This is a genomic window from uncultured Aureimonas sp., from assembly GCF_913775355.1.
Classification (GTDB): domain Bacteria; phylum Pseudomonadota; class Alphaproteobacteria; order Rhizobiales; family Rhizobiaceae; genus Aureimonas.
This window is the reverse complement of the sequence record NZ_CAJYIU010000134.1, coordinates 1-20,772: the sequence shown is the minus strand read 5'-3', so window position 1 is coordinate 20,772 and position 20,772 is coordinate 1. Positions and strand designations below refer to the sequence as shown.

18 protein-coding genes are annotated in these 20,772 nt (G+C 67.3%); 11 read left to right on the top strand and 7 right to left on the bottom strand.

What is annotated here, in order from left to right; translation table 11 throughout:
- Nucleotides 1–44: 44 nt before the first annotated feature.
- On the bottom strand, nucleotides 45–821 hold the full coding sequence (locus tag QZ753_RS09175) for a DeoR/GlpR family DNA-binding transcription regulator (protein ID WP_294643011.1): 777 nt from the start codon (nucleotides 819–821) through the stop codon (nucleotides 45–47).
- Nucleotides 822–1,040: 219 nt separating this feature from the next.
- Between QZ753_RS09175 and QZ753_RS09170 the strand changes: the two genes are divergently transcribed.
- Entirely contained in the window at nucleotides 1,041–1,223 is a 183-nt protein-coding gene (locus QZ753_RS09170; RefSeq protein WP_294643009.1) for a hypothetical protein, read from the top strand.
- A gap of 126 nt (nucleotides 1,224–1,349) precedes the next feature.
- Here the strand turns inward: QZ753_RS09170 and QZ753_RS09165 are convergent, their stop codons facing one another.
- Nucleotides 1,350–2,819, bottom strand: a complete 1,470-nt coding sequence (locus QZ753_RS09165; protein WP_294643007.1) for a YdiU family protein — start codon at nucleotides 2,817–2,819, stop codon at nucleotides 1,350–1,352.
- A gap of 178 nt (nucleotides 2,820–2,997) precedes the next feature.
- Between QZ753_RS09165 and QZ753_RS09160 the strand changes: the two genes are divergently transcribed.
- The 3 genes from QZ753_RS09160 to QZ753_RS09150 all read left to right on the top strand — a co-directional run bounded on the left by QZ753_RS09160 (nucleotide 2,998) and on the right by QZ753_RS09150 (nucleotide 6,455).
- Nucleotides 2,998–3,897 carry an ROK family protein gene (locus QZ753_RS09160; RefSeq protein ID WP_294643005.1) on the top strand — a complete coding sequence of 300 codons (900 nt, stop codon included), beginning with the start codon at nucleotides 2,998–3,000 and terminating at the stop codon, nucleotides 3,895–3,897.
- Between the two features lie 46 nt (nucleotides 3,898–3,943).
- On the top strand, nucleotides 3,944–4,735 hold the full coding sequence (locus QZ753_RS09155) for an inositol monophosphatase (RefSeq protein WP_294643003.1): 792 nt from the start codon (nucleotides 3,944–3,946) through the stop codon (nucleotides 4,733–4,735).
- An 85-nt stretch (nucleotides 4,736–4,820) separates the two neighbouring features.
- Entirely contained in the window at nucleotides 4,821–6,455 is a 1,635-nt protein-coding gene (locus tag QZ753_RS09150; protein ID WP_294643001.1) for a GMC family oxidoreductase, read from the top strand.
- A 19-nt stretch (nucleotides 6,456–6,474) separates the two neighbouring features.
- Here QZ753_RS09150 and fba read toward each other — a convergent pair whose 3' ends face one another.
- The 3 genes from fba to tkt form a co-directional block, all read right to left on the bottom strand.
- The gene (fba, locus tag QZ753_RS09145; protein WP_294642998.1) at nucleotides 6,475–7,542 is read right to left on the bottom strand and encodes a class II fructose-bisphosphate aldolase; all 1,068 of its coding nucleotides are present in this window, start codon (nucleotides 7,540–7,542) and stop codon (nucleotides 6,475–6,477) included.
- Nucleotides 7,543–7,561: 19 nt separating this feature from the next.
- Nucleotides 7,562–8,326: a triose-phosphate isomerase gene (locus QZ753_RS09140; RefSeq protein ID WP_294642996.1), complete on the bottom strand. Its 765-nt coding sequence runs from the start codon at nucleotides 8,324–8,326 to the stop codon at nucleotides 7,562–7,564.
- Nucleotides 8,327–8,418: 92 nt separating this feature from the next.
- Entirely contained in the window at nucleotides 8,419–10,422 is a 2,004-nt protein-coding gene (gene tkt / locus QZ753_RS09135) for a transketolase (protein WP_294642994.1), read from the bottom strand.
- Nucleotides 10,423–10,642: 220 nt separating this feature from the next.
- On the opposite strand from tkt, the gene QZ753_RS09130 reads away from it, so the two are divergent.
- Nucleotides 10,643–11,614, top strand: a complete 972-nt coding sequence (locus QZ753_RS09130) for a sugar-binding transcriptional regulator (protein WP_294642992.1) — start codon at nucleotides 10,643–10,645, stop codon at nucleotides 11,612–11,614.
- Nucleotides 11,615–11,720: 106 nt separating this feature from the next.
- Nucleotides 11,721–12,182: an RpiB/LacA/LacB family sugar-phosphate isomerase gene (locus QZ753_RS09125; RefSeq protein ID WP_294642990.1), complete on the top strand. Its 462-nt coding sequence runs from the start codon at nucleotides 11,721–11,723 to the stop codon at nucleotides 12,180–12,182.
- 75 nt (nucleotides 12,183–12,257) lie between these two features.
- Here QZ753_RS09125 and QZ753_RS09120 read toward each other — a convergent pair whose 3' ends face one another.
- The gene (locus QZ753_RS09120; protein WP_294642988.1) at nucleotides 12,258–13,076 is read right to left on the bottom strand and encodes an outer membrane beta-barrel protein; all 819 of its coding nucleotides are present in this window, start codon (nucleotides 13,074–13,076) and stop codon (nucleotides 12,258–12,260) included.
- Nucleotides 13,077–13,559: 483 nt separating this feature from the next.
- Between QZ753_RS09120 and QZ753_RS09115 the strand changes: the two genes are divergently transcribed.
- The 5 genes from QZ753_RS09115 (at nucleotide 13,560) to QZ753_RS09095 (ending at nucleotide 19,391) form a co-directional block, all read left to right on the top strand.
- Nucleotides 13,560–15,002 (top strand): UbiA family prenyltransferase, encoded by a 1,443-nt coding sequence (locus QZ753_RS09115; protein WP_294642986.1) that lies wholly within the window; start codon nucleotides 13,560–13,562, stop codon nucleotides 15,000–15,002.
- Nucleotides 14,995–16,344: an FAD-binding oxidoreductase gene (locus QZ753_RS09110; protein ID WP_294642984.1), complete on the top strand. Its 1,350-nt coding sequence runs from the start codon at nucleotides 14,995–14,997 to the stop codon at nucleotides 16,342–16,344. Before QZ753_RS09115 ends, QZ753_RS09110 begins: the two co-directional genes overlap by 8 nt.
- A 186-nt stretch (nucleotides 16,345–16,530) precedes the next feature.
- Nucleotides 16,531–16,914 carry an EamA family transporter gene (locus QZ753_RS09105; RefSeq protein ID WP_294643024.1) on the top strand — a complete coding sequence of 128 codons (384 nt, stop codon included), beginning with the start codon at nucleotides 16,531–16,533 and terminating at the stop codon, nucleotides 16,912–16,914.
- Complete coding sequence (locus tag QZ753_RS09100; protein WP_294642982.1) at nucleotides 16,911–17,924, top strand: NAD(P)-dependent oxidoreductase; 1,014 nt, start codon at nucleotides 16,911–16,913, stop codon at nucleotides 17,922–17,924. The genes QZ753_RS09105 and QZ753_RS09100 overlap by 4 nt, the downstream gene beginning before the upstream one ends.
- Before the next feature lie 12 nt (nucleotides 17,925–17,936).
- Nucleotides 17,937–19,391 (top strand): aminotransferase class III-fold pyridoxal phosphate-dependent enzyme, encoded by a 1,455-nt coding sequence (locus tag QZ753_RS09095; protein ID WP_294642980.1) that lies wholly within the window; start codon nucleotides 17,937–17,939, stop codon nucleotides 19,389–19,391.
- Nucleotides 19,392–19,455: 64 nt separating this feature from the next.
- Here QZ753_RS09095 and QZ753_RS09090 read toward each other — a convergent pair.
- Nucleotides 19,456–20,772: hypothetical protein (locus QZ753_RS09090; protein WP_294642978.1), on the bottom strand; the 1,317-nt coding region annotated here is incomplete at its 5' end.

The following is a 20,772-nucleotide window of genomic DNA, read 5'->3' as shown; positions in this document are numbered from 1 at the left end:
AAGTAACGGGATTACAAACGAAAATAAACGAAAGTCAAGCGGGCTCAGCTTTCGCCGGTCTCGAGCGCCGTTTCGATCAGCCGAACCCCGGCCTGACGGCAGATGTCGCGCACTTCCTCCGAACCGCATCGGTCCGTGACGAAGCTTTGCACCTGCGAGATGTGGCCGATTCGAACGGGTGCACTGCGCTCGAACTTCGACGAGTCGGAGACCAGGATGACGTGGCGGGCATTGGCCATGATCGCCTGCGCGACCCGGACTTCGCGGTAGTCGAAGTCGAGGAGGGCACCGTCGGAATCGATGGCCGAGACGCCGACGATGGCGAAGTCGACCTTGAACTGCCGGATGAAATCGACCGCGGCCTCGCCGACGATGCCGCCGTCGGTGCGCCGGATGACGCCGCCGACCACGATCACCTCGATATGCGGGCTCGCGCGCATCACGTTGGCGACGTTGAGGTTGTTGGTGATGACGAGAAGGCCGGCATGGTGCAGCAGCGCCTGGGCCGCCGCCTCCGTCGTCGTGCCGATGTTGATGAAGAGCGACGAACGGTCGGGCACGAGATCGGCGGCCGCGCGGCCGATCTCCAGCTTTTCGGCGGCGGCGATGGCGCGGCGCGCATCGTAGCCGACGTTCTCGGCGCCCGAGCCGAGGACCGCGCCGCCGTGGATGCGCGACAGAAGGCGCTGCTCGCACAGTTCGTTGAGGTCTTTGCGGATCGTCTGGACGCTGACCTCGAACCGACCCGCCAGCGCGTCGACGAGAACCTTGCCCTCACGCTTGGCCGTTTCGACGATTCGGGCCTGACGCTCGGACAACATGGCAACCTCGATCAAAGACAGGCGAAAAGCGAAACCGAAATGCTACGAAACGAAACATACTGTCAGTTGCGCGCGAAAGGAAACGGGACCATCTTTTTCGCCGGAAACCATCGTCGGGAAAATCGGCCTTGTCCCTTTGACGGGAGCTCCAGCTGCCCTATAGAGCGGCCCCGTCGCATGGTTGACCAAATGTTGTGATCCAGAAGACGGGAGGGACTGATGGATATCGTGAAGGAAAATCGAATGATGAAGGCAGCGAATTTCGCCCTGACGCGCGACGACATCGTGCGCATGGAAGGCGAGGATGCAGCCCGCAGCAGTCGGACGCGCCGTGACAACCCCTACCGCCCCGGCAGCGCCGACTGGCGCGCCTGGTGCACCGGCTTCGACGCCATCCGCTGATCGGCGGACGCGTCTGACCACTGACCATCGACCGGGTCGGCTCGCGTCGGCCCGATCACATCCTCCGGCTGCGGCCCTACCACGTCTGGCGACCGCCCGGAGCGCCATGAGCGCTGATCGGCGCTCTCACGTGCCGCAGAAGGTCCGATAGGGTGCCGCCGGACCGGGATCGGCCCACCGGGCAGCCTCCGGCTGGTCGTCGTAGGGGCGCATCAGCACGGCGAGGAACGCCTCGAACGGTCTGAAATCCTCGTTCTGAACCGCGGCCGCAATCACCTCTTCTACGCGCTGGTTGCGCGGGACGAAGGCCGGATTGACGGCGCGGATCGCGGCGGCCACGGCCTGCGTGTCGAGGTGCTTCTCCACGATCCGCTCGCGCCACTCGTCGACCCAGGCCGTGAATGCCGCTGGGTCGCGGAACCCCGCCCCCACGTCTTCTCCGTTCGCGCCTGCCGCGAGCGACGCCAGTCCGCGGAACGTCGCGGTGAAGTCGGCTTCGCCCGCCTTCATAATCGTCAGAAGGTCGTCCGCCAACGCCCAATCGCGTTCGTCGCCGCCCGCAAGCCCGATCTTCGCCAGCAGCCCCTCGCGGTAGGTCGCATTGAACGCTTCGGCGTAGATCGACAGCGCGCCGGTCGCCTGTTCCATCGCCTCGGCTTCCAGCTCCGACAGAAGCGGCAGGAGGCATTCGGCGAGGCGCGCGAGGTTCCATTGCCCGATCGCCGGCTGGTTGCCGAAGGCGTAGCGGCCGCCACGATCGATCGAGCTGAAGACCGTCGCCGGATCGTACCGGTCGAGAAAGGCGCAGGGACCATAGTCGATCGTCTCGCCTGACACCGCCATGTTGTCGGTGTTCATGACGCCATGAACGAAGCCGAGAAGCATCCAGCGCGCGATCAGGGCGCCCTGCCGACGCGCGACGCCCTCCAAAAACTGGCGATAGCGGTCGGGCGCCCCGAGCGCGTCCGGCTGGTGGCGGGCGATCGCGTGATCGGCGAGGGCGCGCAAGTTGTCGTCCTCGCCGCGCGCGGCGAAGTACTGGAACGTGCCGACGCGGATATGGCTTGCGGCGACGCGCGTGAGGACGGCGCCGGGCAGTTCGGTTTCGCGATAGACGCTCTCGCCGGTCGTCACAATCGCCAGTGAACGGGTCGTCGGGACGCCGAGCGCATGCATCGCCTCGCTGACGAGATATTCGCGCAGCACCGGCCCCAGCGCCGCCAGCCCGTCGCCCTGCCGCGAATAGGGCGTGATGCCCGAGCCCTTCAGCTGCAGGTCGCGGCGCTGCCTGTGGCGATCGACGACCTCCCCGAGAAGGATGGCGCGCCCGTCACCAAGGCGCGGCACGAACTGGCCGAACTGGTGCCCGGCGTAGACGAGGGCGATCGGCTCCGACCCTTCCGCGGCCCGAGCACCGGCGAGGACGGCGGCGCCCTCCTCGGTTTCGAGCGATGTCGGGTCGATCCCGAGATCGTCGGCCAGCGCGTGGTTGACCTTGACGGTGCGGGGGGCGGCCAAAGCCTTCGGTGCGATCGGAGCATGGAACGCCTTGGGCAGGCGCGCATAGCTGTTGTCGAACGGAATGGCGATGCCCATCGCTTCTGGCCCCCGAGTTCAAGATTGCTCTTCGCAGATGGGACCGCGCCGGCGATCTTTCCACCGCGTTGGTGCGGTCGCAGACAAGCTTCCGCTGGCATCTGGTATCATGAGCATTTATGACGTTCTTTGCGCGGGGATGGGCGCGGACGGGTGATCCTGCGGGAGGGGTGTGGCGATGCTGATCGGGATCGACTGGGGTGGCACCAAGATCGAGGGCGTGGCGCTGTCGCCGGAGGGGCAGGAACTCGCGCGCATCCGCGAGGACACGCCGCGCCACGACTACGACGGCTGCATCGCGATGATCCGCGGCATCATCGACCGTCTGGAGGCGACCACGGGTCAACGCGGCTCGGTCGGCATCGGCATTCCCGGTTCGCTGGAGCCGAAGTCGCGTTTAGGGAAGGGCGCGAGTTCCACCTGGCTCCTCAATCGCCCGGTCGAGGCCGATCTCCACGCGCGCCTCGGCCGCCCGCTCCGCGTCGAGAACGACGCGGACTGCCTCGCCGCCTCCGAGGCGGTGGACGGAGCCGGCGCCGGCTACAACGTGGTCTTTGCGGTCATCCTCGGCAGCGGCGCGGGCGCCGGCATCGCCGTCGGTGGCCAGGCCCATCACGGTCCCAACAATTCCGCCGGCGAGTGGGGGCACAATCCGCTGCCGATGCCGCATGCGTCGGAGCTTCCGGGCCAGCCCTGCTACTGCGGCAAGCACGGATGCCTCGAGACCTGGGTGTCGGGCCGCGCCTTCGAGGCGGAGTACGCCCGCCACACCGGCACCGAGCTGAAGGCTCGCGAGGTGATGGAGAAGGTGCGGGCCGGCGATCGGCTGGCCGGCCTCATCTGGGACCGCTACTGCGACCGGACGGCGCGCGGTCTTTCGGTGGTGGTCAACACGCTGGACCCCGACGTCTTCGTCATGGGCGGCGGCATGTCGAACATTCCCGAACTCTACGACGAACTGCCTGGGCGCATCGCCAAGTACACGTTCTCGACCGTCTTCCACACGCCGATCGTCCCGTCCCGCCATGGCGACTCCAGCGGCGTGCGCGGTGCCGCCTGGCTGTGGAAGGACGGCTGACGACGGCACGCCCTTTATCCCGTCTCCGTTTCTCGAAAGGCATCTCATGCAGTCTAGCGAACTCGACCGCCGCTTCGACTTTGCGCTCGCGCTGATGCGCGAGGCCGGGGCGCTGGCCCTCGACTACTTCGCCCGCGTCGAGACGCTGACGATCGCGTCCAAGGGCCTGCAGGACGTCGTCAGCGAGGCCGACGTCGCCGTCGAGAAGCTGATCCGGGGCCGGCTGGCCGAGAGCTTCCCCGACGACGCCTTCTTCGGCGAGGAGAGCGGACGCAGCGAATTCGCGCCGGGTCAGGGCATCTGGGTGGTCGATCCGATCGACGGCACACAGCCCTTCGTCTGCGGCATGTCGAGCTGGTGCATCTCGATCGCCTTCGTCGAGGGCGGCATCAACCGCTTCGGCTTGGTCTTCGCGCCGGTGCGCGACGAACTCTTCGCCGGCGGCGCCGGGCGGGGCGCGACGCTGAACGGCAAGCCGATCCGTGTCCGGACGGCCGCCAGCGTGCGTGAGGGGCTGGTCGCGACGGGATACTCGACCCGGCGCCCGCCCTCCGACCTCCTGCCGGTCTTCCAGCGCCTTCTGGAAGCCGGTGGCATGTTCTATCGCGACGGATCGGGTGCGCTCTCACTCGCCTATGTCGCGGCGGGCCGGCTGATCGGCTACGTCGAGTCCCACATCAACGCCTACGACTGCCTCGGCGCGATGGCGGTGATTGAAGGCGCGGGCGGACAGGTCAGCGATTTCCTGTCCGGCGACAGCCTGTTCTCCGGCAATGCTCTGGTGGCCGCCTCGCCTGAACTCTTCCCATCGTTGAGCGATCTCGCGCGCTACGGCTGAGCTTGCTTCGGCACGGCAACTCGGCAAACTTCGGGGCCGAGGCAACGCATCCAACGACGTCGCCCGATCGAGGAAACGAACTGCGATGAGCGCCTACGACTACGTCATCGCCGGTGGCGGCACGGCGGCTTGCGTCGCCGCCATGCGGCTCGTGAAGGAGCAGGGGGCCCGCGTCCTGATCCTCGAGCGCGGGCCGGCGAAGACGGCACGGCTGATGCGCATGCCGGCCGGGTACATGAAGTATCTCGCCCGCGACGACTTCCTCGAAATGCACCAGACCGCCGCGCAGCCGCGCCTTGGCGGCCGGGCGCCGATCGTGCCGCAGGCGAAGGCGCTCGGCGGCGGCAGCGCCGTCAACGCCATGGTCTACATGCGCGGCCAGCGCGAGGATTACGACGGCTGGGACGCCTATCTCGGGGGCGGTTCCGGCTGGTCCTACGAGGACCTCCTGCCGCATTTCCGCGCGCTGGAGCGCAACACCAAGTTCAATGACCGCTACCACGGCATAGACGGCGGGCTCCTCGTCTCCGATCCCGGCGCCCTTTGCGACACGACGCAGGACTATCTCCTGACCGCGCAAGGCATGGGCATCCCGCTCAACCCCGACTTCAACGGCGCGCGCCAGAACGGCGTCGGCGTGATGCAGCACACGATGGGCGTGCGCAACGGGCGGATGGAACGCTGCGACGCCGTCACCGCCTTCATCGCCGACCTCCTGAACGACCGTCGCCTGACGATCGTCACGGGAGCGCAGGTGGACCGCGTCCTGTTCGAGGGCGGGCGCGCTGTCGGCCTGTCCTACCGCGAGAACGGGCAGGCGAAGACCGTCCGGGCCGAGCGCGAGGTATTGCTCGCGGCCGGCACCTACAACACGGCCAAGCTCATGATGCTGTCGGGCCTCGGGCCCGCCGACCACCTACGCGAGCACGGGATCGGCGTCGTCGCCGATCTGCCTGGCGTCGGCGCCAACCTGCAGGACCATCACGAGGTGCCGGTCATCGCCACTACGAAGGGGCCGAGCGGCTATTTCGGGCAGGACAAGGGCTGGCCAATGGTCCGCAACGGCCTGCAGTACATGCTCTTCGCTTCCGGACCGGTGACGACGACGGGTATCGAGTCCTGCCTCTTCTACGACCCGGACGGCGGCGAGCGGCCGACGATCCAGCTCTACTGCGCCCCGATCGTCTATCTCGACCGCGACGTGTCGAGCGCCAAGCCGAGCCACGGCGTCACGCTCACCTCGTGCCTGCTGCGGCCGAAGGCGCGGGGCACGGTGCGGCTGCGGTCGGGCGATCCCCACGCGATGCCGCTGGTCGATTCGAACTTCTTCGGCCATCCCGACGACCTGCGCCTGACCGTCGGCTCGCTGCGCTTCGCGCGCGAGGTGCTCGCGTCCCGGCCGCTCTCGGACCGCATCAGGGACGAACTTCTGCCCGGCCGTGACGTGACGGACGACGCAAGCCTCGAGGCGTTCTGCGGCAAGACGGTGAAGACGAACTATCACCCGGTCGGATCGGCCCCGATGGGGCCGGACGGCGATCCGATGGCGGTGCTCGATCCGTCGCTTCGCGTGCGCGGCGTCGAGGGTCTTCGCGTGATCGACTGCTCGGCGATGCCGATGATCCCGTCGGGCAACACGAATGCGCCCGTCATGGCGCTGGCGAGCCGCGCGGTGGACCTGATCGCAGGCAATTCGAAGGCGAAGGGCGCGGCGGCCTGACCGCCGCGCTTGACTTTCGTCAGGCGGCGTTCGAGACCTTGAGGCTGCCGTTCTTGTAGCGCTTGGCCATATCGGCGAGGTCGATCGGCTTGATGTTGCCGGCATGGCCGGCGGTGCCGAACTCCTCGAAGCGCTGGGCCGCCAGCTTGGTGATCGCGGCCATGCCGGGGCCGAGATACTTGCGCGGGTCGAACTCTTCCGGGTTCTCCGCGAAGACCTTGCGGATCGCGCCGGTCAGCGCGAGGCGGCAGTCGGTGTCGATGTTGATCTTGCGCACGCCGTGGCGGATGCCGCGCTGGATCTCCTCGACCGGCACGCCCCAGGTCGGCTTGATCTGGCCGCCGTACTTGTTGACGATCTCCTGCAGGTCCTCCGGCACCGAGGACGAACCGTGCATCACGAGATGCGTGTTCGGCAGCTTCTTGTGGATCGCCTCGATGACGTTCATCGCCAGGACGTCGCCGTCCGGCTTGCGCGAGAACTTGTAGGCGCCGTGCGATGTGCCCATGGCCACCGCCAGCGCATCGACATGCGTGTCCTCGACGAAGCGGGCGGCTTCCTCGGGGTCCGTCAGCAGCTGGTCGTGGTCGAGCGTACCCTCGAAGCCGTGGCCGTCCTCCTGCTCGCCGCCGCCGGTCTCGAGGCTGCCGAGAACGCCGATCTCGCCCTCGACCGACGCGCCGCACCAGTGGGCCATGTCGGAGACGCGGCGGGTGATCGCGGCATTGTAGGCGTAGTCGGCGAGCGACTTGCCGTCTTCCTTCAGCGAGCCATCCATCATCACCGAGGTGAAGCCGTGCTGGATGGCGGTGATGCAGGTGGCTTCGTTGTTGCCGTGGTCGAGATGCATGCAGATCGGAATGTCCGGGTGCATCTCGGACAGGCCTTCGATCAGCCGAGCGAGGATCAGGTCGTTGGCATAGGCGCGCGCGCCGCGGCTGGCCTGCAGGATGACCGGCGAGTCCGTCTTGGCAGCCGCGGCCAGGATCGCGAGGCCCTGTTCCATGTTGTTGATGTTGAACGCGGGCACGCCGTAGCTGTGCTCGGCGGCGTGGTCGAGAAGCTGGCGAAGCGTGATGAGGGCCAAGGCGGTTCTCCGGGCGGGGTCAGGACAGGGACGAGACGACGTCGGACACGATGGAGAGATAGCCCTCCGCATTCCAGGCGGAACGGCCGATGAAGAGGCCGTCGATGTGCTCTTGGGTTGCAAGTTCCACGCAGTTGCCGGGATTGACGCTACCGCCGTAGAGGACGGGCAGAGCGAAGCCCAGCTTCTCGCGGGTCAGCTCCTTGATGCGGGCATGCTGCTCGTCGGCAAAGCTCGGTTCGGCCGGCGTGCCGCCTTCGCCGATCGACCAGACCGGCTCGTAGGCGATGATGACCTTGGCCGGCTGGCTCCACTCGACCTTCGAGATCAGCGCCTCGGTCTGGCGACGCAGCGCCTCGGCCGTGCGTCCGGCGTCGTATTCCTCGCGCGTGTCGCCGATGCAGACGAGGGCGACGAGCCCGTGGCGCACGGCGGCTTCGGTCTTCAGCGCCACCGTCTCGTCAGTCTCGCCGAAATGCTCGCGCCGCTCCGAATGGCCGATCTCCACGAGGCGTCCGCCGCAGTCCTTGACCTGAACGGGGGAGACCTCGCCGGTCCAGGCGCCGGCGTCCTTCCAGTGCGCGTTCTGTGCACCGACGATGATGTCGGTCTTGTCGAGCGCCTGCGCGACGCGATAAAGGACGGTGAAGGGCGGGATCACGAAAAGCTGGGCGCGGTCGTCGCTCGCCCATGGCGACCTTGCAACGGTCTCGCAGAAGGCGTCGGCCTCCGCGATCGTCTTGTTCATCTTCCAGCTGGTGCCGATCCAGGGACGCTTGGTCATGCGGGTCGCCTTTCCTCCCGTAAGCGACTGAAGAAACGATCGGGGCCGGTCGATGGTGCTCGGCCGGCCCCGATCGGGTGTGTTCGCAGCTGTCAGGCGCCGGCCTTGGCGCGGGCCTTCTCGGCGACCTTCTCGGGCGTCAGCCCGAAATGCTTGTAGAGATCGCCGCCCGGTGCCGAGGCGCCGAAGCCGGGCAGGCCGACGACGTCGTCCTCGTCCTCGACGAAGCGCGTCCAGCCGAAGGGCGAGGCGGCTTCGACCGCGATGCGCGGCGCCGAGCCGAGCACCTCGTCGCGATAGGATTTGGGCTGCTTGGCGAAGAGCTCCCAGCAGGGCAGGGACACGACCGCTGCGCGAACGCCGCTGTCCGCCAGAAGCTTCTGCGCGGCTACCGCGATCTCGACTTCGGAGCCGGTGGCGAGGATCGTCACCTGACGCGCGCCGCCCTCGGCCTCGGCCAGCACGTAGCCGCCCTTGGCCGAGAGGTTCTCGCCCACCGTTCCGGTGCGCAGCGCCTTGAGGTTCTGGCGCGACAGGACCAGCGTCGTCGGCGACTTGGTGTTGACGAGCGCGGCCTCCCAGCACTCGGCGGTCTCGACGCCGTCGGCCGGGCGCATGACGAGCATGTTCGGCATGGCGCGCAGCGAGGCGAGGTGCTCGATCGGCTGGTGCGTCGGGCCGTCCTCGCCCTGGCCGATGGAATCGTGCGTCATCACGTAGACGACCGGCTGGTGCATCAGCGCCGACAGGCGCATGGCGGGCCGCGCGTAGTCGGAGAAGCAGAGGAACGTGCCGCCGAACGGGGTGAAGCCGCCGTGTAGCGACAGCCCGTTCATGACGGCGGCCATGCCGTGCTCGCGCACGCCGTAGTAGATGTAGTTGCCGGTGGCGTCCTTCGCCGTCACCGGCTTCATCGCGCCGGCCTTGGTGAGGTTCGAGCCGGTGAGGTCGGCCGAGCCGCCGATCAGCTTGGCGGACTTGGCCGCCAGCGCCTCGATCACGGTCTGGCTGGCCTTGCGGGTGGCGACGGAGGCGGCGTCGGTGGCGAACTTCGCCTTGACGTCGGCAAGGATCGCGCTCGCGTCGCCGTCGAAGCCCTCGACCATCAGCGCCTTCCAGGCGTCCGCATGAGCGGACGCGGCGAGACGCTTCTCCCAGGCATCAGCTTCCGCGGCGCCGCGAGTGCCGACGGCCTTCCAGAAGTCGGTGACGACGTCGGGCAGCACGAAGGGCTCGTGCGCCCACTCGAAATGCTCGCGGGCGAAGGCGATGCCCTCGGCGCCGATCGGCGAACCATGCACGCCGGAGGTTCCGGCCTTCTTGCCTGCGCCGTAGCCGATCGTGGTGCGGCAGGCGATGAGCGTCGGCTTGTCCGAGCGGCGCGCGGCTTCGATCGCGGCGGCCACAGCCTCCGGGTCATGGCCGTCGACGGCCGCCGTCGCCCAGCCCGAGGCCTCGACGCGGCTTGCGAGATCGTCCGAGGTCGTGATGTCGGTCGCGCCGTCGATGGTGATGCGGTTATCGTCCCACAGGACGATGAGCTTGTTCAGCTTCAGGTGGCCGGCGAGCGAGATCGCCTCCTGGCTGACGCCCTCCATGAAGCAGCCGTCGCCGGCGATCGTGTAGGTGTAGTGCGAGACGAGCTCCTCACCGAACCGCTCGCGCAGGATCTTTTCGCCGAGCGCCATGCCGACGGCGGTGGCGAGACCCTGGCCGAGCGGGCCGGTCGTCGTCTCGATACCGGCGCCCTCGCCGAACTCGGGGTGGCCGGCGGCCTTGGAATGAAGCTGGCGGAAGCGCTTCAGCTCGTCGATCGTGAAGTCCTCGTAGCCCGTGAGGTGCAGCAGGCTGTAGAGGAGCATCGAGCCGTGGCCGGCCGACAGCACGAAGCGGTCGCGGTCGGGCCAGTGCGGACGCTTGGCGTCGAACTTCATGAACTGGCTGAACAGGACGGTCGCCGCGTCCGACATGCCGAGCGGCATGCCCGGGTGGCCGGAATTGGCCTTTTCCACCGCGTCCATCGACAGGAAGCGGATGCCGCTGGCCATCGCGCGGATCTGCTTGGCATCCAGGCTGGGGGCTTGTGTCGTGTCCACGGTGGTCGTCTCCCTCGATCTCGGTCGCAGCGCTTCGGTGGGCCCTGCGCGAAGCGACCCGGCCTGCCGGACTCGCGCGGTGCTGCGCCAGCAGAACCACGCCACGGCGCTTGAATCAATCCGCGCGACATGAAAAACGTTCATATGAACGCATGCCTGCCATATGAACAGACATGGCTCATCGCCGTCGATACGTGAAGTCTGACCTGCGGAAGCGAACATGGATGCCATAGCACCCGCCGATGTCGATGCGATGATGGAGGTCGCTCGCCGCTACTACGAGGGGCAGGCCACGCAAGCCGAGATCGCGGCCGAACTCGGCCTGTCTCGCATGAAAGTGAACCGCCTGCTGCGTCAGGCGCGCGATGCGGGGATCGTGGACGTTCGGATCCGCGTCCACCGCGCCGTGGAAGCCGATCTCGAGCGACGGTTGAGGGAGCGGTTCGGCGTCAAGGCGGCGCTGATCGCCGTCGACCGGCGCGAAGCCGACGCGCAGCGCGCCGAGGTGGCGCTGCTGGTGGCGGATTATCTAGAGCGCGAACTCTTCGAGGGCGCGGTCGTCGCCGTCGGCATGGGCCGCAACATCGCCGCCGTCGCCGAGACGCGCGGTCGCCCGTTCCTGGAGCATGCGACCTTTGTCTCCGCCACCGGCGGCGCGCATCAGGCCGGCGAGCCTTCGAACGCCGATCACATCTGCCGCAAGCTCGCACGGCGGTTCGGCGGCGTGCCGGAAACGCTCTACGCGCCGGCCTACGTGCCGGACGCGACGCTGCGCGCCGGCCTGATGGCGAACCCGACCGTGAAGCAGACGCTGGATCTCGGGCGGAGCGCTGCCTTCGCGCTTGTCGGCATCGGCGACCTCGGCGAGGAAAGCCACATGGCGCGGATGGGCTGGTTTCGCCGGGAGGAACTTCTCGGCGCGCGGGCGGCCGGGGTCGTCGGCGATCTGATGGGCTACGACTTTTACGACATCGACGGGCGCGAGCGGAACGAGATTCTGGGCGGGCGCGTCGTCGGGCTGCGCCTCGCCGATATCCGGGCGATCCCGACGACGATCGCGGTCGCGGCGGAACCGACCAAGGCCATGCCGATCCTCGCCGCGCTGCGGACCGGGGCCATCGACGTCATCGCGACCTCGCTCGCCAACGCGCATGGCATTCTCGCCCTCGATCAGGCAACCAAGGGCGTTTGAAGGACCTTGATCGTTTGAACAAGGCTGCGATATTATGAACGGGAGGGCGCCCCGGCGTCGTCGGTCCGGATCCTTGGACCCGCTCCTCAACCATCAGGTGAGACCCATGAAGATCATTCTCGGCGGCGACAACGCCGGCCAGCCTCTCGTCCAGGCCATCAAGGACCACCTTGCCGGCCGCTCCGGTCTGACGGTCGTCGACGCCAGCCAGGCGCCGGACGGGTCGGCGGAGAAGTATGCGACGACCTCCGAGCGCGTCGCCCGGGCCGTCGTGGACGGCGAGTACGACCGCGCGATCCTGTGCTGCGGCACCGGCATCGGCGTCAACATCTCGGCCAACAAGGTGCCCGGCATCCGCGCCGCGCTGACGCACGACACCTATTCCGCCGAGCGCGCCGCCAAGAGCAACAACGCGCAGGTGATCACGATGGGCGCGCGGGTCATCGGCCCCGAGCTCGCCAAGGCGATCGTCGACAAATATCTGGAATCCGAGTTCGATCCCGCCGGCTCGTCGGCCGCCAATGTCGACGCGATCGACGCGCTCGACCGGAAGTACAACGCGTCCTGAACGCTTCGGACGGCGTCATGAAAAAGCCCGCCGCGTCCTTCGACGCGGCGGGCTTTTTCGTGTCGGAACGCCGGATCAGTTGAAGCGGTAGGACAGCTTCGCCGTGATCGTGTGGAAGTCGAAGTCGCCGCTCGAACGGAAGTCGGTGAACTGGCCCGGGATGACTGCCGCGCCCGAACCGTCGAACGGGCCGCCGTTCAGGATGGTCGAGGAGCCGCCATCACCGAGGTTGGTGTAGAGGTACTCGGCGCCGAACGAGATGTTCTGCGTGACCTTCACTTCCATGCCGCCGCCGACCGAGTAGCCCCAGTCGTCCTCGTCCGAGTTGATGACGGCCGGGAAGGCGGCCGTGACGGCCGGGCTGTTGGTCGAGAAGCCGTAGTCGATCTCGCCGTACGCGACACCGCCCGTGGCGTAGAGGAGCGCCATGTCCGTGACGAGGTAGCCGGCGCGCAGGCGGCCGGTCGCGAGGTAGTCGAGGCTGCGCTCGGCCGTGTAGAAGGCCGGCGTGTTCGAGAAGGCGCTGGAGCGCTGCGCGATGTCGAGCGCGTTGATGTCCACGAGGGCGCCGACCACGAAGCGGTCGACCTGATAGTCGTAACCGATGTGCGCGCCGCCGATGAAGCTCGACTCGAACTCCGACGAGAAGTTGTTGCCGAAGGCGCTGGTCAGGAAGGCGGCGCCGGCACCGCCGAAGTTCGGGACGATGGCGAGGTTGTCGCCGTTGTCCGGGTTGAAGGCGCCGCCGCCCTGGATGCCGAGGTAGAGGCCGGTCCAGTTGGAGACCGGGGCCATCACGGCCATCGGCGCTGCCGGCTCTTCGTAGACGACGTCGGCGGCGAGGGCCGGGGAGGCGAGGGCGGCCGAGGCGAGCAGCAGGGCGAGGCGCTTCATGGTGATCTCCAGCGTGCCGTCCTCCGTCGATGCGGGGCGGCGGTTCTTTGCGAAACGGGACGCTCAACGATGCGCCTCTTCGTGAGAGAACCAGATAATGTCGTGCTAGATGACGCAAGGCGGGCGCGGGCGCCCCTCGGCCGGCTGTTGCAGGGGGGACACGCAGCCCGACAAGTCAATTCGTCTCCCAAGTCAAAATTCATATGGAAGGTAAAAGACTTAGCGCGTCAGTTTGCCTGGATGCGTGAAGCGTTCACCAGTGTGTGATGGAATGGCGGTCGGGCTGCCGAGACCGTCCAAGTGACAGAGGCACGCGTCGTGATCACGCGTCCGTGTCGGATCGTGAAAATTGTGGAGGTTTCGAAAGCAGCCTCTTAAGCATGTTCGGCAGTTTACGGACGATTTCCCTTTGTTTTACCGTGGGGAAACCTCGCCACGAAGATAGTCCACCGCAGCTGACAGAGCCTCGGTAAGGACATCGTCATGGATACCTACGTCACGCGAACGGGACGACCTTTGTTCGTCGACCTCGACGGAACGTTGATCCGTGGGGACCTTCTCTGGGAAAGCCTGTTCCACTTCGCACGCCAGCAGCCGCTCGGGTTCTGGCGTCTGTTCGGTTGGGCGTTCCAGGGCAAGGCGGTTCTGAAGGACGAACTGGCTGCGCGCACCGAGATCGACGCGGCGACGCTCCCCTACCGCGAGGAGGTGGTCGCCACGCTGCAGGCCGAGCGGGAGGCCGGTCGGCCGATCATTCTCGCCACCGCCTCAAACGAACGCCTCGCCCACGCCGTGTCCGCCCATCTCGGTCTCTTCGACGAGGTGATGGCGAGCGACCGGACCACGAACCTCTCCGCCGACCGCAAGCTCGAGCGCATCCGCGCCCGCTGCAACGGCGACGCCTTCGATTACGTCGGCAATTCGCACGACGACGTCTGCCTGTTCGAGGCGGCCGAGAGCGCCACCGTGGTCCAGCCCGACCGCTCGGCGCGACGCTGGCACGGCGCGGCGACGCGCCCATCGCGCCTCATCGTCGATACCGGCTCGCTCGCACGCGGCATGCTGAAAGCCATGCGTCCGCACCAGTGGACGAAGAACGTCCTGGTGTTCGTGCCGATGGCGCTGAACCACGAGTTCCTCGACGTGCCGATGGCGCTGAAGGCGCTTCTGGCCTTCGTCTGCTTCTCGCTCGCGGCCTCCTCGGTCTACATCCTGAACGACCTTCTGGATCTCGCGGCCGACCGCCGTCACAAGACCAAGCGCAAGCGTCCCTTCGCGAGCGGCCTCGTGCCGATCCCGGCGGGTCTGGCGCTGGCGGCCGGGCTGTTCATGACGTCCTTCACGATCGCGGCCCTCCTGCCGTGGGAATTCATGGCGACGCTGGCCTTCTACATGGTCGCGACCACGGCCTACTCGTTCGCGCTGAAGCGCATGCTCCTGATCGACGTCCTGACGCTCGCCGGGCTCTACACGACGCGGATCATCGCGGGCGCCATGGCGATCGACTCCAACGAGTCGTTCTGGCTGCTCGCCTTCTCGATCTTCTTCTTCCTGTCGCTGGCGCTGGTGAAGCGCTTCGTCGAGATCATGGACTTCGGCGGCGGCGCGAACCGCTCCTCGACCGGTCGCGGCTATGTCGACGTCGACCTCGACACGGTGGGGCAGGCGGGCATGGCGTCGGGCTTTGCGGCGGTGATGGTTCTCGCGCTCTACATCGACAGCGCGGAGGTGCGCGAACTCTACACGCATCCATATCTTCTCTGGCCGCTCTGCCCGCTCGTCCTCTACATAATCGTGCGCATCTGGGTGCTCGCTCGCCGCAACCACATGCACGAGGACCCCGTCGTCTTCATCATGCACGACTGGCGCTCGCAGATCATGATGGTGCTCGGCGCCTGCATGTTCCTGGTGGCGGCCTATGCCTGAGGTCTACGAGAACTGGGGTCGGATGCCGCCTCCGCCGGAGGGGCGCCGGTCGATGGGGGCGCCGCAGGCCGACGTCTTCCCGGCGGTCCCCGATGCGGCCGGACTTCTGCCGCGCGGCAACGGTCGTTCCTACGGCGACACGTGCCTCAACGAAGCGGGCGTCCTCGTCGACATGCGCGGGCGCAACCGCATCCTCTCCCTCGACCTTCAGGACGGGGTGATCGAGGCGGAGGCCGGCGTCCTCCTCCACCACATCACCGAGCGGATCGCACCGCACGGCTGGTTCCTTCCGGTGACGCCGGGCACCCAGTTCGTCACGCTCGGTGGGGCTCTCGCCAACGACGTCCACGGCAAGAACCACCACCGTCGCGGCACCTTCGGGTCCTGGGTCGAATCCTTCACGCTGACGCGTTCCGACCTCGGCACGCTCGTCTGCTCTCGCACGCAGAATGCCGACTTCTTCGCCGCCACGATCGGCGGGCTCGGGCTGACGGGCATCGTGACGCGAGTCCGCCTCCGGCTGCTCGCCGTGCCGTCCCTGACGATCCGCGAGACGACGCACCGCCTGTCCTGCCTCGACGACTACTTCGCGCGGGCCGCGGAGGCCGACGAGCGGCATGAATACGCCGTCGCCTGGATCGACCAGCTGGCGCGCGGGTCTCGTTTCGGCCGCGGCCACCTGATCTGCGGTGACCATGCCGGCAAGGGCGACCACGCGGGCCGCGCCCGGCGCCCGCTGTTCTCCGTGCCGTTCACGCCGCCGGTCAGCCCCCTGCGCGGGCTGGCGCTGAAGGCCTTCAACGAGCTGAACTTCCGCAAGCTCCGCCGGGCGGAGGTCGAGCGCAACGTGCCCTTCGACGGGTTCTTCTATCCGCTCGATCGTATCGGCGGCTGGAACCGGCTCTACGGGCCGCAGGGTCTTCGCCAGCACCAGAGCGTCGTGCCGGAGGAGATGGGCCGGCAGGCGGTACGGGCGCTGATGGAATGCGCGCTCGCCCACGGGCAGGGCTCGTTTCTCACCGTGCTCAAGCGTTTCGGCGACCTGCCGAGTCCGGGGCTCCTGAGCTTCCCCAGGCGCGGCTACACGCTGACGCTCGACTTTCCCAATCGCGGCCCGTCGACGCTCGCGCTCATGGACGAACTCGACCGGATCACGATCGAGGCGGGCGGAGCGGTGAATCACTACAAGGACGCCCGGATGTCGCCGGAGGTCTTCGCGGCCTCCTTCCCGCGCTGGCGGCGGCTCGAGGCGATGCGCGACCCGGCGATCGTGTCGGACTTCTGGCGCCGCACGGCGCTGTGCCTCGACGCGGGACACCAACGCTACGGCGCCGCCGCCTGAGCAAGGATTGATTGACGCTGGCGGGGGAAATGCCGGTTCACAACCGCGCGAGCCCGCCCCGTCTTTACCGCATGGCATACCGGCTCCGCCAAGGATCCGGCCCGAGATCCAACAGCCGGGAGGCAAGGCGTGAGCCGGTACATCCCCTTCATTCTCTTCACCGTGTTCACCAACGCGGCCGCGCAGATGCTCCTGAAATACGGGATGATGCAGCTCGGCCCGTTGAGCTTTTCGGGCGTCAACCCGATCCTCAAGATCCTCTCGATCGTCTTCAGCCCCTTCGTCTTCCTGGGGCTCCTGACCTTCGTGATCTCGATGGCTTCGCACCTCTTCGTGCTGTCGAAGGTCGAGTTGACCTACGCCTACCCCTTCCTCAGCCTCGCCTATGTCGTCGTCGCCTTCGCCGCCTGGTTTCTCTTCGGCGAGGAACTCAACGCGGCCCGCATCGGCGGCATCGCCCTCATCTGCGCCGGAACGATCCTGATTGCCCGCACGGGCAGCACGATCGCCGACGACGTGCCGGTGACCATCACCGCCAAGACCCATTCCACCGAAGGAGCCATTCGATGAAGCACGTGATCTTCGGCGGCGACGGTTTCGTCGGCCGCCATCTCGCCCAGCGCCTCGTCTCGGACGGCGAAGAGGTCATGGTCGCCGACATCGCCAAGGCCGACCTGCCGCACTACGCCCGCGCCACGCATCTCAACGTCGACGTCACCGATGCGGCCGCCGTCAACCGGGTGCCGATCGCGGCGGACGACATGGTCTACAACCTGTCGGCCAAGATGCTGTCGCCGCTGCAGGTGCGCGCCAAGCGACACGAGTTCTTCTACCCCGTCAACTACGACGGCACGAAGCACATCATTGAGGCGATGGACCGCGCGGGCGCCGGCCGGCTCGTCCATTTCACCACCGACATGATCTACGGCCACACGGTCACGACGCCGATGACCGAGGACCATCCGGTCGCGCCGCTCGGCGAGTACGGCCAGTCCAAGCTCGATACCGAGGTGCTGGCCGCCGACTGGCGCCGTCGCGGCATGAAAATCTCGCTGTTCCGCCCGCGCCTCATCATCGGGCCGGGGCGTCTCGGCATTCTCGAGAAGCTGTTCAAGCTGATCGACGCGAACCTTCCGGTTCCGATGATCGGCTCGGGGAAGAACCCCTACCAGTTCATCTCGGTCTTCGACTGCGCCGAGGCGGCGCGCCTCGCTTGGAAGGCGGGCGTGCCGAACGAGGCCTACAATCTCGGCTCGCTGAACCCGCCGCCGGTGAGGAAGCTTCTTGGCGACCTCGTGCGCCATGCCGGCTCGAAGTCGATCCTGATCCCGACGCCGGGCTTTGCGGTCAAGCGCACGCTCGACTTCCTCGACTGGCTGAACATGCCGCTGATGGACCCCGAGCAGTACCTCATCGCCGACGAGGAGTGCGTGCTCGACGTCTCGAAGGGCCGGCGCGACCTCGGCTGGGTGCCGCATTATCGCGACGAGGACATGCTGATCGCCGCCTACACCGAATACCGCGCGAAGAAGGAGGGCCGCTCGGCCGCCCGCTCCGCCTATCCCCATCCGGCCGAGTGAGGAGCCCGCGCCATGCTTGATCGTCCGACGACCACCGCTCCTGCGCTCGACGACGCCCCGCGCCTCGGGCCGCCCAAGCCCGACATGCTGACCCTCGACCAGGCGAAGGCCATGGACGTCGGCACCATGGCCGACGTGTTCAAGGAGCACATCAACCCCGGCCAGTTCCACTTCATGAAGCTGCTCGGCTTCCACAAGGTAAAGGTCGAGCGCGCCGAGGGCATGTTCTACATCGACCAGAACGGCCGGAAGATTCTCGACTTCTTCGGCGGTTTCGGCTCGCTCGCCTTCGGCCACAACCACCCGCGGATCGTGGGCGCGCGCAAGCAGTTCCAGGACGAGAAGCGGCACGAGATCGCCATCGCTTTCCTGTCGCAGTACGCGGCTGCGCTGGCGAAGAACGTCGCGGCCTGCTCGCCCGGCGATCTCGACATGGTATTTCTCGGCTCGTCCGGCTCGGAAGCCATGGAAGCGGCGATCAAGGTTGCCGAGCGTGCTAGCGGTCGCAAGAACTGCAAGATCGTCCACGCCGAGAACTCGTTCCACGGCAAGACCAAGGGTGTCCTCTCGATCACCGACTCGCCGCTCTACAAGGGCGAGTTCAAGCTGGTCGAGAACACCTATCGTGTGCCCTTCGGCGATCTCGCGGCGCTGACCGCCGTCGTGCGCTCCGACCCGGACGTCGGCGTCGTGGTGCTGGAGACGGTCCAGGGCGGCGGCGGCATCGTCGAGGCGCCGACAGAATACTGGCAGGGCGTTCGCGCGCTGTGCGACCAGCACAAGGTCATCTGGGTCGCCGACGAAGTGCAGTGCGGCTACGGGCGCACCGGGCGCTTCTACGCCTTCGAGCACCACGGCGTGGTGCCCGACGTTACCGCGCTCGCCAAGAGCTTCGGCGGCGGCAAGGCGGCGATGGCCGCCATGATCGCCAAGCGCGACGTCTACATGAAGGCCTACGGAACGCCGAAGACGGCGATGATCCACGCCCACGCCACGTTCGGCGGCATCGGGGAGGGCTGCGCCACCTCGATCGAGGCGCTGAACACGCTCTACGACGAGGACCTGATCGGCAATGCCGAGGTGGTCGGCGCGTACCTGAAGGAGCGCCTCCAGGCGATCCAGCAGAAATACCCATCGATCATCAAGGAGGTACGGGGCAGGGGCCTGATGGTCGGCCTCGAGTTCCACGACTTCTCGCAGACGCTGCCCTTCGCGCTGCGTCCCGTGGTGGCGCTCCTCGACGACAAGCTGAAGGGCTCGCTGTCGGGCTTCATCGGCGCACTTCTCCTGAAGGACTACGACTGCCTCGTCGCCTTCACCGAGTACAACCGCAACGTCATCCGCCTCGAGCCGCCGCTGATCTGCAGCCACGAGAACGTCGACCAGTTCTGCGACGCACTGGACGAGCTCCTCGGCCGCGGCATCGTGTCGATCGTCAAGGACTTCGTGAAGACGCAGATGAGCTGAGCCGAAGGCTCGGTGCCGACATGAAAAAGGCCGGGTCTCTCGACCCGGCCTTTCTGTTGTCGCCTTAGTTGCCCCGGATCAGTCCCGGCCGGATATACGCCGTCCAGCAGCGAGACAGCGGCACGGCCACGTGGTCGCGCAGGCCTTCCGCATAGATCGTCTGGATCGTCTGGTTCGCCACCGTCACCGGGCAGAGCGGCAGGAGCGCAAGGTCCGTGTTGCGGACGGCCTCGATCGTCCGCGCGTTCGGCGGCGGCACGGCACGGAACGGATCGGCGCCGATCGCGATGAACGGCGTGCCCTGACGGCCCAACGCGTAGGGGAAGGGGTTCACGAAGTTGAGGTTCATGATCGTCTCGAACCGCACCCCGTGGGCCGCCTCGTAGGCACGGATGGCATCCACCGCCTCGTTGGCCGTCATCAGCCACGCCGCCTGAAAATCGAGTTCGGAATAGAGGCTGAAGATCGGCAGCTGCCCGTCGGCGGCGAGCGCCTCGTAAGTTTGGGGATAGGCGACGTAGTTGTCGATCATGTGCGCCGCGCGGTCGATCACCTCCGGCCGCTGCGTCACGCTGTCGAGCGCCCGGAGGTTCTGCGCCGGCACCTTCACGTACATCAGCTGCCCGACGACGGCCCGGGCCGAACGGTGGAGGACGTTGACGAGCGGGGGCATCGCGACCGCAGCGACGAGCACCAGAACGACCGCCGTCGCGCGCTGGGAATGGCGAGAGGCGTCACAGGCGATGCGCACCAGCACCGGCCATATGAAGATGAAGGCCTGGCCGCCGGTGTTCTGCGTCTCGAAGAAGAGGCCCGCAAGGAGCGCGACACCGAGCCAGACGACGTTGCGATCGAGGAGTGAAACCCAGGACGCCGTGCGAAAGGGGTGGCGCACGGCGGCGCCGAGCGTCGAGGCGATGGGGCGGCGGTCGAGGAACAGGAGGGCGGCGACGAGGAGGCAGCCCGAGGCGAAAATGCCGAAATGGATCGAGGCCGCCTGGACGAAGCGGCTGGCAAGGACGCCCTCGTTCATGCCGACGAGCGAGGCGATATCGCCGAGATAGGCGCTGACGACACCCGTCGTGATCTCCAGCCCCGCCAGCACCGCTGCGAACGCCGCGAGCGCGCCGACCGCCGTCGACAGGCGGACGCGCCCAGCGGCAAACGCGAAGGCGCAGAGGCCGCCCGCGGCGATGAAGCCGGTGATCTTGGACAGGAACAGCGCGGCGCAGGTCCAGGCGATGACGAACAGGAGCACGCGCTGGCGACGCTCGAACACGAGGGCGACCATCAGAACGTAGAGAAGCTGCGTGCCGTGGCGGTTGTAGATGCCGAAGCCGTCGACGCCGGGATAGGAAGAGAACTGCTCGAGATTGGTCGG